Annotated in this window: 13 protein-coding genes; 5 read left to right on the forward strand and 8 right to left on the reverse strand. The window is 71.4% G+C overall.

What is annotated here, in order from left to right; translation table 11 throughout:
- Positions 1 to 21 precede the first annotated feature (21 nt).
- Complete coding sequence (locus OG707_RS21900) at positions 22 to 228, forward strand: cold-shock protein (RefSeq protein WP_329120841.1); 207 nt, start codon at positions 22 to 24, stop codon at positions 226 to 228.
- 54 nt (positions 229 to 282) lie between these two features.
- Here OG707_RS21900 and OG707_RS21905 read toward each other — a convergent pair whose 3' ends face one another.
- Genes OG707_RS21905 through OG707_RS21915 form a run of 3 tightly spaced genes read right to left on the reverse strand, consistent with a single transcriptional unit; the run spans position 283 to position 3,723 of the window.
- Entirely contained in the window at positions 283 to 1,797 is a 1,515-nt protein-coding gene (locus OG707_RS21905) for a PTS transporter subunit EIIC (RefSeq protein ID WP_329120843.1), read from the reverse strand.
- A 45-nt stretch (positions 1,798 to 1,842) separates the two neighbouring features.
- The gene (murQ, locus tag OG707_RS21910) at positions 1,843 to 2,787 is read right to left on the reverse strand and encodes an N-acetylmuramic acid 6-phosphate etherase (protein WP_329120845.1); all 945 of its coding nucleotides are present in this window, start codon (positions 2,785 to 2,787) and stop codon (positions 1,843 to 1,845) included.
- Positions 2,788 to 2,799: 12 nt separating this feature from the next.
- Positions 2,800 to 3,723, reverse strand: coding sequence for a MurR/RpiR family transcriptional regulator (locus tag OG707_RS21915; RefSeq protein ID WP_329120847.1), 924 nt, complete (start codon positions 3,721 to 3,723; stop codon positions 2,800 to 2,802).
- 78 nt (positions 3,724 to 3,801) lie between these two features.
- Here OG707_RS21915 and OG707_RS21920 point away from each other — a divergent pair, with 78 nt between their 5' ends.
- Positions 3,802 to 4,158: a hypothetical protein gene (locus tag OG707_RS21920; RefSeq protein ID WP_329120849.1), complete on the forward strand. Its 357-nt coding sequence runs from the start codon at positions 3,802 to 3,804 to the stop codon at positions 4,156 to 4,158.
- Positions 4,155 to 4,424 (forward strand): DUF4031 domain-containing protein, encoded by a 270-nt coding sequence (locus tag OG707_RS21925; protein ID WP_329120851.1) that lies wholly within the window; start codon positions 4,155 to 4,157, stop codon positions 4,422 to 4,424. The genes OG707_RS21920 and OG707_RS21925 overlap by 4 nt, the downstream gene beginning before the upstream one ends.
- Here OG707_RS21925 and OG707_RS21930 read toward each other — a convergent pair.
- From OG707_RS21930 to OG707_RS21940, 3 genes are all read right to left on the reverse strand, one after another.
- Entirely contained in the window at positions 4,378 to 5,604 is a 1,227-nt protein-coding gene (locus tag OG707_RS21930; protein WP_329127909.1) for a Cmx/CmrA family chloramphenicol efflux MFS transporter, read from the reverse strand. The genes OG707_RS21925 and OG707_RS21930 overlap by 47 nt on opposite strands.
- 81 nt (positions 5,605 to 5,685) lie before the next feature.
- Positions 5,686 to 6,165, reverse strand: a complete 480-nt coding sequence (locus tag OG707_RS21935) for a GNAT family N-acetyltransferase (protein WP_329120853.1) — start codon at positions 6,163 to 6,165, stop codon at positions 5,686 to 5,688.
- 7 nt (positions 6,166 to 6,172) lie between these two features.
- Complete coding sequence (locus OG707_RS21940; RefSeq protein ID WP_329120854.1) at positions 6,173 to 6,838, reverse strand: HD domain-containing protein; 666 nt, start codon at positions 6,836 to 6,838, stop codon at positions 6,173 to 6,175.
- Between the two features lie 17 nt (positions 6,839 to 6,855).
- Here OG707_RS21940 and OG707_RS21945 point away from each other — a divergent pair, with 17 nt between their 5' ends.
- Entirely contained in the window at positions 6,856 to 7,509 is a 654-nt protein-coding gene (locus OG707_RS21945; RefSeq protein WP_329120856.1) for a maleylpyruvate isomerase family mycothiol-dependent enzyme, read from the forward strand.
- 345 nt (positions 7,510 to 7,854) lie between these two features.
- On the opposite strand, the gene OG707_RS21950 is transcribed toward OG707_RS21945, so the two are convergent.
- Positions 7,855 to 10,122, reverse strand: coding sequence for a heavy metal translocating P-type ATPase (locus tag OG707_RS21950; protein ID WP_329120858.1), 2,268 nt, complete (start codon positions 10,120 to 10,122; stop codon positions 7,855 to 7,857).
- A gap of 186 nt (positions 10,123 to 10,308) precedes the next feature.
- Here OG707_RS21950 and OG707_RS21955 point away from each other — a divergent pair, with 186 nt between their 5' ends.
- The gene (locus OG707_RS21955; protein WP_329120860.1) at positions 10,309 to 11,010 is read left to right on the forward strand and encodes a copper homeostasis protein CutC; all 702 of its coding nucleotides are present in this window, start codon (positions 10,309 to 10,311) and stop codon (positions 11,008 to 11,010) included.
- Between the two features lie 31 nt (positions 11,011 to 11,041).
- Here OG707_RS21955 and OG707_RS21960 read toward each other — a convergent pair whose 3' ends face one another.
- Complete coding sequence (locus tag OG707_RS21960; RefSeq protein WP_329120862.1) at positions 11,042 to 12,010, reverse strand: ScbA/BarX family gamma-butyrolactone biosynthesis protein; 969 nt, start codon at positions 12,008 to 12,010, stop codon at positions 11,042 to 11,044.
- Between the last annotated feature and the right edge of the window lie 67 nt (positions 12,011 to 12,077).

Here is a 12,077-nt window from a genome sequence, read left to right on the forward strand (position 1 = left end):
CCTCGACGAGGGGGGACGGCCATGGTTCAGGGCTCGGTGAAGATGTTCAACCAGGAGAAGGGGTACGGGTACATCACGCCGGACGAGGGCGGGCCCGATGTGTTCGTCCACTACACGGCCGTCGTGGGTACCGGCTACCGGAACCTGGAGGCGGGCCAGCAGGTCGAGTACGAGGTCGTCCCGGGGCCGAAGGGCCCGACCGCGGCGTCCGTTCGCGTCATCGGCTGACGCAACGCGGCCCCCACTGCCGGGCAGGCAGTGGGGGCCGAGGGTGTGGGTCGGTCAGACCGCCGCCGGTTCCTTCTTGTCGTCGTGCGCCAGCGAGGCCGACGGGTCCGCCGCCGGGAGGCCTTCCGCCGCTGCCTCCTCCGCCGTCACGTTGAACTCCGTCAGCATCTGCTTCGTGAAGCCGAAGTAGTACGTGGCGAGGAAGCCCGCGAGGTAGCCGACCAGCAGGCCGCCCGCGTAGATCGCGATCGTCGTGCCCAGGCCGTGGTTGCCCTGGAGCAGCGGGAACAGTGCCCAGCCCGAGGGGCCGATCGCCGTGGAGCCGACCGTGTCGCCGAGCTGGTTGAAGAGGCCTACGAAGCCGCCGCCGAACGCGCCGCCGATGCAGGCCGTGATGAACGGGCGGCCCAGGGGGAGGGACACGCCGTAGATCAGGGGTTCGCCCACGCCCAGGAAGCCCGCGGGGAGCGCCGACTTGATGGTCTTGCGGATCGACTGGTTGCGGGGGAGGCGGAAGTAGACCGCGATCGCCGAGCCGACCTGGCCCGCGCCCGCCATCGCCAGGATGGGGAGGAGGACCGTGTAGCCCTGCTGCTCGATGAGCGTGGTGTGGATCGGGATCAGCGCCTGGTGCAGGCCCAGCATGACGACCGGGAGGAACAGGCCGCCGAGCAGGAAGCCCGCGCCCGCGCCGCCGTGGGCGAGGAGCCAGGTGGCGGAGGTGCCGATCGCGGTGGAGATTTCGCCCGCCACGTACATCAGGCCGAACAGCGTGACCAGGCCGGTGATGAGGATGGTGATCGTGGGGGTGAGCAGGACGTCCAGGGACTCCGGCACCCACTTGCGGCACCACTTCTCGATGTACACCGCGAGGACCGCCGCACCCAGTGCGCCCAGCACACCGCCCTGTCCGGGCGAGAGCTTCTCGCCGAAGGCCGTGACGTTGGCTACGCCGGGGAACACGATGATCGCCGCCGCCGCACCGCCCAGGATCGCCGTACCGCCGAACTCCTTCGCCGTGTTGTAGCCGACGAACACCGCGATCAGCGCCATGAAGCCGGACGCGATCGACGCCAGGGCGGGGGTGATGCCCGGGAGCCAACCCGCGTTGATCAGCAGGCCGTTGATGCCGGCGATGATGCCGCAGCCGATCAGGGCCGGGATCAGCGGGACGAAGATGTTCGAGATCTTGCGGAGGAAGAGCTTGAACGGCGTGGCGTTCTTCGCCTTCTGCGCTGCCTTGATCGCTGCGCCCTGCGCTGCGAGTTCGTCGGCCGAGACCGGCTTGGCGGGCGCGGGGGCCGCTGCCTTGGCCTCGGCCACCAGGGCCTCGAACTCCGGGGTGACCCGGGCGACGGTGCCCGGGCCGAGGACGATCTGGTACGTGTCGTCCTCCACGACGCCCATCACTGCGGGGAGCGCCTTGAGCGCCTCGTCCTGGACCAGGGAGCGGTCGGCCAGGTTGAGGCGGAGGCGGGTCATGCAGTGGGCGATGGAGGTGACGTTCTCTGCACCGCCGACGAGGGGGAGGATCGCGGCGGCGGTGGCGCGGTTCTTGTCAGTAGCCATGGTGCGAGGTGCCTTGCTGTGCGGGGGGTTGGAGCGTGCGGTGGGTCAGGAGGTGAGGGCCGCGCGGAGGTGGCCCTTGGTGGTGGTGAGGCGGGATTCCGCCGTGGGGGCGTCGATCTCGGCCAGGATCATGAGGATCGCGGTCTTGACCTCGCCGTCGGCTGCGGTGAGCGCCGTCTCGATCTCGGCGTCCTCGGCGCCCGTCGCCAGGGCGACGATGCGGCGCGAGCGGGCGCGGAGCTTCTCGTTGGACGCGCGGACGTCGACCATGAGGTTTCCGTACGTCTTGCCGAGCCGGATCATCGTGATCGTCGAGATCATGTTGAGGACCAGCTTCTGGGCCGTGCCCGCCTTCAACCGCGTTGAACCGGTGAGGAGTTCGGGTCCGGTCACGACCTCGATGCCGTGGTCCGCGGCCGCCGCGAGCGCGCTGTCCGCGTTGCAGGACAGGCCTACGGAGAGGGCGCCCTTCGCGCGGGCGTGCTCGACCGCGCCGATCGCGTACGGGGTGCGGCCCGACGCCGAGATGCCGATCACCGTGTCGTCGGCGGTCAGCGCGAGCGCGTCCAGGTCCTCGGCCGCGAGGATCTTGGAGTCCTCCGCGCCCTCGACCGCCTTGACCATCGCGGACGGGCCGCCCGCGATCAGGCCGACGACCTCGGCCGGGTCGGTGTTGAAGGTGGGCGGGCACTCGGACGCGTCCAGGACGCCCATGCGGCCGGCCGTGCCGGCGCCCGCGTAGATCAGGCGTCCGCCGCGCGACATCCGGGCGGCGATGTCGTCGATCGCCGCCGCGATGGCCGGGAGCTGGCCGGCGACCGTCGTGGGGACCGTCGCGTCCTCGCCGTTCATCAGTCGGGCGATGTCGAGCGTGGGAAGCGTGTCGATCTCGGCGAGCTCGGGGCGGTACGCCTCGGTGGCCATGGTGGCCAGCTGGGCGCGGAGCTCGCCGTAGTTGTCGGAGGCGGAGGTGGTGGAGGTCGAGGTCATGGTCGTGCGGCTCTACTTCCTTGTGCGGGGGGCGTGACGGTGTGCGAGGGCCTCGTACGAAGCGGCGAGGGCAGGGGCCGCCGTCTCGTACGTACGCTGGGTGACGCCGATGAACAGGCAGTCCACGACGAGGAGTTGGGACGTACGGGACGACATCGCGGCGGGGCGCAGTTCGCTCTCGCGGGCCGTGGCGGTGGTCAGTATGTGGTCCGCGTACTGGCTGACCGGGCCGTCGGGGCGGCCGGTGATCGCGATCGTCGTCGCCCCGTGCTCGAAGGCGGCGTGCAGCGGCTCGATGACGTCGCCCGTCGATCCCGAGTGGGTGATGGCGATGGCCACGTCGCCGGAGCGCAGCTGCACGGCGTTGGTGACGGCGAGGTGCGGGTCGTTGTGCGCGTGGGCGACGAGGCCGATGCGGAGCAGCTTCTGCGCGAGGTCCTGGCCGACCAGGGACGAGGCGCCGACGCCGTAGATGTCGATGCGGCGGGCGCCCGCGAGGGCGGAGACCGCGGCGCCCAGCTGGACGGTGTCGAGGCCGGCCGCCGTGTCGGCGAGGGTCTGCTGCTCGTCGTACGCGAGCTTGGCGACGACGTCCGCGATCGGGTCGTCCACGGCGATGTCGGCGGTCACGGCGGGCGCCCGGCCCGACTGCTGCTGGGCGGCGAGCCCGGCGAGCGCGAGGCGCAGATCGCGGTATCCGGGGTACCCCAGGAGGCGGGCCGTGCGGACCACGGTGGCCTCGCTCGTGCCCGTGAGCTCCGCGAGACCGGTGACGGTGAGGGCGGCGCAGCCGGCCGGGTCGGCGGCCACGGCTTCGGCGACCCGCTGCATGGAGCGGGTCATGGACGGCGCGAGCGTGCGCACCTTGGCCGCGAGGGCGGCCGGGGCGGGCGGGGCGCTGTCGCCGGTGAAAATTTCCTTCACTCGATTGGTCACATCTGAAAGATATTTTCAAAGCGGGTGTGCGTCAAGACCCCAAAAGTCCCGATCGCGCGACCGGCGACAATGGGACACATGGAACCCATGTCCCCCTTGGAACAGTCGCTGCACACCGCCCGCGCCCTGGTGCTCGCCGACCTCGCCGCCCGCGACGTGGCCGAGGCCGACGTCGTCTCGCTGGTCGAGGACGCGGTGACGCAGCGGCGGTGGTGGGTGGAGCAGTGGCCGGCCGGGGTGGAATTTGTCCTCGGGCTCGTGGCTCAGGACGTACAGGACGCGCTGCTGGAGAAGTACGGGCGCTGGCCGCTCTGCCCGGTGTGCGCGGACGAGGACCCGCACGCGCTGGAGGTCGAGCCGGAGCTCGGCGCCGACCCGCACTGGGTGTGCGCGAAGCAGGCCGTGATCGTGGCGCCGGTCGGGTCCTTGTCGTGACCGTGTTCATCGATCCGCCGACCTGGCCGGGGCACGGGCGGATGTGGTCGCACCTGGTCAGCGACGCGAGCTTCGAGGAGCTGCACGCCTTCGCGGCGGGCATCGGCTGCCCGCCGCGCGCCTTCGAGCGCGATCACTACGACGTGCCCTCGCACCGCTACGACGACGCCGTGCGCGCCGGTGCGGTCGAGATCGGCTCCAAGGAGCTCGTGCGGCGGATTACCGAGGCGGGGCTGCGACGGCCGAAGGGGCGTCCGTCGGCGTAAGCGCTGAAACGGACTTCGCGATCACGCGCGATGCGCTCTGGCGCTGGAAGCGCAGCGACACCGCCGCGAGCGCGATGGCGCCCGCCGTCATCGCCGCACCGGCCCAGGCGGTCGCCGCGTAACCCAGGCCCGCGCTGATGACGATGCCGCCGAGCCACGGGCCGCCCGTGTTGCCGAGGTTGAACGCCGACGTCGTGGTCGCGCCCGCGAGCGTGGGGGCGGCGCCCGCCACGTTGAACATCCGGGCGTTCAGGGCGGGGGCCGTGTAGAAGGCCGACGTACCGAGGAGGAAGGCGAGGACGATCACGGCCGGGGTGCTGTGCGCGAAGAGCGCCAGCGCGATCAGGAAGATCGTGGAGGCGGCGGTTCCGGTGAGCAGTACGCCGAAGAGGTGCGCGTCCGCCACGCGTCCGCCGACCGTCGTACCGACGAGCGCACCGAAGCCGAAGAGCGCGAGCACGCCCGGGACCCAGCTCTCGGAGAGGCCCGCGGTGTCCGTGAGCAGCGGCGCGAGGTAGCTGAACGCGCAGAAGACGCCGCCCGCGGCGAGCGCGGTGATCGCGATCGAGAGCCAGACCTGGCGGTCGCGGTAGATGCTCAGCTCCCGCTTGAGCTGCGGCTTCTCGGCCGGGAGCGGGATGCGCGGGATGAGCGTTGTCACGCCCACGAGCGCGATCGCCGAGGCCGCGCCGACCGCCCAGAACGCCGAACGCCAGCCGAGGCTGTCGCCGAGGAACGCGCCCGCCGGGACGCCGAGAACGTTCGCGATGGAGAGCCCGCCGATCATGACCGCCATCGCGCGGGCGCGGGCGTTGACCGGGACCATCGCGATGGCGACTGCCGCGCCGACCGCCCAGAAGCCCGCGCAGGCCAGCGCGCTGACGACGCGCGACGCGAAGAGCAGGGCGTAGTTCGGGGCGAGCGCGCCCGCGACCTGGCCCAGGCCGAAGACGGTGATCAGGGAGATGAGAGTGGTGCGTCGGGGGAGCCGGAGGGTGGCCACCGCGAGCAGCGGGGCGCCCACCACCATGCCGATCGCGAAGGCCGAGATCAGGAGGCCGGCCCGGGGGATCGAGACGTTCATGTCGTCGGCGATGTCCGGGAGCAGGCCGGAGAGCATGAACTCGGACGTGCCCAGGGCGAAGACCGACAGGCCCAGGATGTAGACGGCGAGCGGCATACGGGCGCCGGCGGATGCGGGCGCGGGTGTGGTGGCGGGCATGACAGGTGTTAACGCCTGTCATGGGCGTGGCATTCCTGGTCAGCGTGTGAGTTCGTACACCCGGAGTCCGTCTTCGTCGGTTGTGTACGTGAAGCCCGCGCGGGTCAGGACGTCCTGGGACGGCTTGTTGTCGGGGTCCGTCTTCGCCAACACCGTGGTCACGTCACGGTGTTGGAGGGTGCGGTCCGCCAGGGCGCGGACGGCCTCGGTGGCGTAGCCGTGGCCGCGGGCCGCTTCGGCGAGGTCGTAGCCGATCTCGACGTGTCCTTCGGCGGGCGCGCCGTGGAAGCCCATGCCGCCGATGGCCCTGCCGTCCTGGTTGCGGATGAGCGCGTACATGCCCCAGGCCGGTGTGTAGACCCCGGCGACCGCCGCCCTGACCACCCCGCCGGCCGCGCGCCGGGTGCCGTCGAAGGGGCCGCCCTCGATCCAGGGCAGACCGCCGGTGCCGCCGTCGGCGAGGTTGGCGGCCTCCTCGGGGGTGACGGGGCGGAGGGTGAGGCGTTCTGTGGAGATCATCGGGCGATTATGCGCGGAGGAGGTCGAGCTCGGTAGCGATATTCGAGCGGGCCCTGTCCTGCCAGTGCGCGATTCCGTACGGGGTGCGGAACAGGGCGGGGAGGGCGAGGAGTTGGGCGAGAACGGCTGAGCGGCCCGTACGGAAGGCCTCGTCGGGGACGAAGGCGTACTCCTCGCGCACGGAGGCGGCGTACGCGGCGTAGTCCTCGGGCGAGGCGGCGAGGATCGCGAGATCCGCGTCGCAGAGGACCTCGCCGTTGGTGTCGTCGGGGTCGGGGTCGTGCGTGGTGGTCAGGCGGACCAGGCGGGCGACCTCGGCGGTGAGCGGGGCGGGGAGGCCGAGCTCGGGGAGGGCGCGCTCGGCGAGGGCGGCGCTGCGTTCCTCGTTCTCGGTGCGGTCGGGGCGGTAGACGGCGTCGTGGAACCAGGCGGCGAGGCGGACGGCGGAGGGGTCGTCGGCGTGCTCGGCGAGGGTGTCGACGTGGGTGAGGACGGTGAGGAGGTGGGTGGGGGTGTGATAGCGGCGCTGAGGCTCTGACCAGCGGGTGAGGAGGTTTTCCGCGTAGGGGGTGGTGGTGTCGGCGGGGGTCGGTTGTCCGGCGCGGGCTTCGAGGACGGTGCGGTGCCAGCGGGCGCGGAGGTCTTGACGGAGCTCTTGAAGGTCGTCGGGCATGGGGACATTGTGCTGGCATGACAGTTGATGAGCGTGATGCGGAGCTTCCCGGGCGGCTGTTGCGGGTCGGGCGCGATGAACTGATTCCGCTGCTGCGGGGGCGGGCGGATGCGGACTTCGACGTACGGACGTCGGGGTGTCCGGAGTGGACGGTGCGGGAGGTGCTCGCGCACTGCGGGGCGGTGCTGACGCGGGTGCGGGAGGAGCGGTACGAGAAGGGGGTCTTCTCACCGGAGTCGAACGACCGGGACATCGCCGAGCGGGCGGAGTGGTCGGTGAAGGAGATCGTGGACGAGGTGGAACGGGGGCTGACGGACGCGGGCCCGACGATCGCCGCGGCCACGCACGGGCTGTTCGACGGGATCGGGCTGGGGGAGTGGGTGCACGTGGGGGACGTGCGGGTGGCTTGGGGGCTGCCGGGGGCGTATGGCGGGGCGGGGCTCGGGGATGCGCTGTCGTTGTTGGGGGTGTTCGCGCGGGGGAAGTTGCTGGTGCGGGCCGAACTGACCGATGGGCGTGGGGAGTTGACGCTCGGGTCGGAGGGTGGGGTGGAGGCTCGGTATGTGGGGGACGGGCCGACGCTGATTCGGCTGTGCTCCGGGAGGTCGGTGGAGGGGGCGGAGTTCGAGCTGGTGGGGGCGGAGGTCGGGGAGCTGAACTTGTTCGGGTGACGGTGGGGGTGGCGGGGGCGGGTGAGGGTGCGGGTGCGGGTACGTGCGGAGGGCTACCCCAACCCCGCCCCTTCCCGAAACTGTGGGCTTCGCCCCCAGACCCCCTGGCGGGGGTGGGGCGAACGGGGGCTGCGCGCCCCGGACCCCGCTTGCGGGGGCTTCGCCCCCTGCACCCCCGTAAGCGACCTTCGGCCGCTTGTCCTCAATCGCCGGACGGGCTTGATTTGCCTCGGTGTCGCATCCGAACGACCGCAAGCGGCCATTGAGCAACCCCCACCCACGCCAACCACCTCCGCGAGAGCGGCGCCGGTTTAGGCGCAAAACCAGGCGGAGCCCCGGAGGAGGTCAACCACCCGTCGGTCGGAAGCCCCGCAGCCGCAGGCTGTTGCCCACCACGAACACCGACGAGAACGCCATCGCCGCACCCGCGATCATCGGGTTCAGCAGCCCCGCCGCCGCCAACGGCAGCGCCGCCACGTTGTACGCGAACGCCCAGAACAGGTTCACCCTGATCGTCCCCAGCGTCCGGCGCGACAGGCGGATCGCGTCCGCCGCCGATCGCAGGTCACCTCGTACGAGCGTCAGGTCGCCCGCCTCGATCGCCGCGTCCGTGCCCGTGCCCATCGCCAGGCCCAGGTCCGCCTGGGCGAGGGCCGCCGCGTCGTTGACGCCGTCGCCGACCATCGCCACCGAACGGCCCTCCTCCTGCAGGCGCTTGACCACTGCCACCTTGTCCTCCGGCATGACCTCCGCGATCACCTCGTCGATCCCGACTTCCGCCGCGACCGACTCCGCCACCGCCTTGTTGTCGCCGGTCAGGAGGATCGGGGTGAGGCCGAGTGCGCGCAGCCGGCGGATCGCTTCGGGGCTCGTCTCCTTCACCGCGTCCGCCACCTCCAGGACCGCCCGCGCCTCGCCGTCCCAGGCCACCGCGATCGCCGTACGGCCGGCCGATTCCGCCTGCGCCTTGGCCCGTGCCAGGTCCGCCGGGAGTTCGATCGACCAGTCGGAGAGGAACTGTGTGCGGCCCACCAGGACCGCGTGGCCCTCGACGATTCCCTGGACTCCCAGGCCCGTCACGTTCTTGAAGTCCTCCGGGGTGGGCAGTGCGCCCGTCTTCGCCGTCGCTCCCGCCGCCACCGCCTGCGCGATCGGGTGCTCCGACGCGTGCTCCAAAGACCCTGCCAGGCGCAGGACTTCACGCTCGGAGGTGGTCGTCGTCGTGTGGGTCGCCAGCAGTGTCATGCGGCCCGTCGTCACCGTTCCCGTCTTGTCCAGGACGATCGTGTCCACCTTGCGGGTCGTCTCCAGGACCTCGGGCCCCTTGATCAGGATGCCCAGCTGGGCCCCGCGGCCCGTCCCCACCATCAGCGCCGTCGGCGTGGCCAGGCCCAGTGCGCAGGGGCAGGCGATGATCAGGACCGACACCGCCGCTGTGAAGGCCGCCGTCAGGCCGGCTCCGTTGCCCAGCCAGAAGCCGAGCGTCGCCACCGCCAGGGCGATGACCACCGGGACGAACACCGCCGAGATCCTGTCGGCGAGGCGCTGTGCTGCCGCCTTGCCGTTCTGGGCGTCCTCCACCAGCTTGGCCATACGGGCCAGTTGGGTGTCCGTGCCGACCCGCGTCGCCTCGACCACCAGGCGGCCGCCCGCGTTGAGCGTGGCTCCGGTGACCGTGTCGCCGGGGGCGACCTCCACCGGTACCGACTCGCCGGTGAGCATCGAGGCGTCCACCGCCGAGGAGCCCTCCACCACCGTGCCGTCCGTGGCGATCTTCTCGCCGGGGCGGACCAGGAAGCGGTCGCCGGTCTTCAACTCCGCGGTGGGGATGCGGTGTTCGGCCCCGGACGGGGTGATGAGCGTGACTTCCTTCGCGCCCAGCTCCAGGAGCGCCTTCAGCGCCGCCCCCGCCTTCCTCTTCGAGCGCGCCTCGAAGTAGCGGCCCGCCAGGATGAACGCGGTGACTCCGGCCGCGGCCTCCAGATAGATGTTGCCCGCGCCGTCGCTCCGGCCGATGGTCAGCTCGAAGGGGTGCGTCATGCCGGTCATCCCGGCCGTACCGAAGAAGAGCGCCCAGAGCGACCAGAGGAACGCCGCCGACGTTCCGACGGAGATCAGGGTGTCCATCGTCGCGGCGCCGTGCCGCGCGTTCGTCCACGCCGCCTTGTGGAAGGGGAGCGCGCCCCACACCACGACGGGCGCGGCCAGCGTGAGCGAGAGCCACTGCCAGTTGTCGAACTGCAGCGCCGGGACCATCGCCATCGCGATCACCGGGACCGCGAGCAGTGTGGAGACGATCAGGCGCTGGCGCAGGGCGGCGAGTGCGGGGTCCGCGGGCTCGGGTGCGTCGTCCTCCCCCTGTACGGGAGCCGGGGGCAGCGGTTCCTCCGCTGTGTAGCCCGTCTTCACCACCGTCGCGATCAGGTCGGAGACCTCGACCCCGTCCTCGTAGCTGACCTTCGCCTTCTCGGTGGCGTAGTTGACCGTGGCGGTCACGCCCTCCATGCGGTTCAGCTTTTTCTCGATACGGGCCGCGCACGAGGCGCAGGTCATGCCGCCGATTGCGAGCTCGACCTCGGCCCCGGTCCCGGTCGTGGAAGTGGGCGACGGCATGGTCTCCTCCTCTGCTTTTCATACCCCCAGGGGGTATCTCGTACAGCCCCATGTATACCCCCCATCCGTATCAAGGTCAAGGGTGGGTGTTCAGAGTGCAAGCTGCGAAGGAGTACTGCTGGGCCGTAGGCTGGCCATTGGACTAGACCAAGCCCCGTAGCCGACTCCCTGAAGGATTGGGATCTGATGAGCAACCGCGCAGTGCTGGAGGTGATCGCCCTCACCGCGCAGGACGCGATCGCGGCCCAGGCCGGAGGGGCCGACCGCCTCGAGCTGGTCACCGACATGGCGGCCGACGGGCTCACGCCCTCACGGGAGACGTATCGGGAGATCCGCGCCGCTGTCTCCATCGACCTGCGCGTGATGCTGCGGCTGGCCGACGGCTTCGACGCCGGAGATGTCGACGCGCTCGTACGGGTCGCCCGTGAGCTGCGTGCCGAGGGCGCGGACCAGTTCGTGCTCGGGTTCCTGGACGCGGACGGCAATCCCGACCTGGTCGCCGTCGAGCGCCTCGTCGCCGAGATCGAGGGCTGCCGCTGGACCTTCCACCGGGCCATCGACCGCGCCGCCGACCGCGACGCTCTGCGCAAGCAGCTCGCCGACCTGCCCGGTCTGGACACCTACCTCACCGCGGGCTCCGCGGCCGGCGTCGACGACGGCATGGAGACCCTGCTCGCCGAGGCGGCCCGCAAGGGCGAGCCCGGCTACGAGCCGCAGATCCTCGTCGGCGGCGGGCTGCACCTCGAACACCTGCCGCGCCTCACGGCCGCCGGCATCGATGCCGTGCACATCGGCGGCGCGGCCCGCCCCCAGGGCTGGGACGGCCCGGTGGACGCCGCTGCCGTACGCGAGTGGCGTACCACCCTGGACAGCCTGACCGCGTCCTGAGCCGGGGTGGTGCCGACGGGCGGCGTACGTCTCAGCGCGGGACGACCAGCGAGGTCACTGTCGCGGTGAACGGCACCTGGTCGCCCTGACGGGCGGTGATGCGCACGGTCTCGTGGCCGGGCGCGGAGGCGGCGGCCGGCTCGGCCTCGATCCAGCACGGGGCGTCGAACTCGACGAAGCGCGTGAACTTGGCGTCGATGCCGGTCATGACGGTCTGCCGGGGGTGCAGCGTGGAGTGGGCCGCCTGCCGGGCCGCCTCCAGGAGCACCATGCCGGGGATGTGGTCGACCGCGTGGTCGAACAGGACGGGGTGCGCCACGTCGACGCGCAGCTGCCAGTGGCGGTCCGATCTCCCCGGCGCGAGCACGACGTCCTGCGGGTTGATCCGGCCTGCCTGATCGGGGGCGATCGGCGCCGGCAGCGGGACGGCCTGGTCCATCGCGCGGGCGGCGTCGCAGCGCGGACCGCGCAGTCGCCGGTAGATCGCGGGAGCCTGGTTGGCGAACCGGGTCTCGGTGACCCCCATGCGCTGCGTGCCCCGCATCGCCGTGGCCCGCAGCGTCATACCGCCGAGGCGCCCTGCGCGCCGGACCACATCGACGCCCGTCAGGTGCAAGTCGGAGTCCGCGGGCAGCCTTCCGTAGAGAAGCGCTTCGGGGGAGACCGTGCAGCGGAAGTAGTCCCATATCTGACGGTGGTCCATGGGTGCCCCGTAGCCGACGTGGCTGACCAGCGGGATGGCCTGGCGGACACTCTCGGCGAAGAGCATCGGGTCGTACAGGCCGTGCGCCGGGGTGTAGAAACTGTGCGACCGCGGCCATTGGGCAGGAGCGACGAAGGAGTCCTCGCCGTTCTCCTGCCAGCCGCAGAGCAGGACTTCGGCCTGGGCGGCCTTGTGCACGTACTGGCGAGGGATGGCCATCAGCAGCGGGGACGGCGAGGCGATGACTGCCTTGAGGGGAGACTCGGGACGAGCGGTTTCAACGGTGGTGGCAGTCACGAAAGGCCTCTCTGAGGTTCACGAGCTGGCGTCGCGCAGCGGTGGGCTCCGCTGCCGGGAGGGCATA

Source organism: Streptomyces sp. NBC_01465 (genome assembly GCF_036227325.1).
In the GTDB taxonomy this organism is placed as follows: domain Bacteria; phylum Actinomycetota; class Actinomycetes; order Streptomycetales; family Streptomycetaceae; genus Streptomyces.

Coding starts and splice junctions, on each gene's coding strand:
- OG707_RS21900 (WP_329120841.1), top strand. CDS start 22: ATGGTTCAGGGCTCGGTGAAGATGTTCAACCAGGAGAAGGGGTACGGG.
- OG707_RS21905 (WP_329120843.1), bottom strand. CDS start 1,797: ATGGCTACTGACAAGAACCGCGCCACCGCCGCCGCGATCCTCCCCCTC.
- murQ (WP_329120845.1), bottom strand. CDS start 2,787: ATGACCTCGACCTCCACCACCTCCGCCTCCGACAACTACGGCGAGCTC.
- OG707_RS21920 (WP_329120849.1), top strand. CDS start 3,802: ATGGAACCCATGTCCCCCTTGGAACAGTCGCTGCACACCGCCCGCGCC.
- OG707_RS21930 (WP_329127909.1), bottom strand. CDS start 5,604: ATGCCGCTCGCCGTCTACATCCTGGGCCTGTCGGTCTTCGCCCTGGGC.
- OG707_RS21935 (WP_329120853.1), bottom strand. CDS start 6,165: ATGATCTCCACAGAACGCCTCACCCTCCGCCCCGTCACCCCCGAGGAG.
- OG707_RS21940 (WP_329120854.1), bottom strand. CDS start 6,838: ATGCCCGACGACCTTCAAGAGCTCCGTCAAGACCTCCGCGCCCGCTGG.
- OG707_RS21945 (WP_329120856.1), top strand. CDS start 6,856: ATGACAGTTGATGAGCGTGATGCGGAGCTTCCCGGGCGGCTGTTGCGG.
- OG707_RS21950 (WP_329120858.1), bottom strand. CDS start 10,122: ATGCCGTCGCCCACTTCCACGACCGGGACCGGGGCCGAGGTCGAGCTC.
- OG707_RS21955 (WP_329120860.1), top strand. CDS start 10,309: ATGAGCAACCGCGCAGTGCTGGAGGTGATCGCCCTCACCGCGCAGGAC.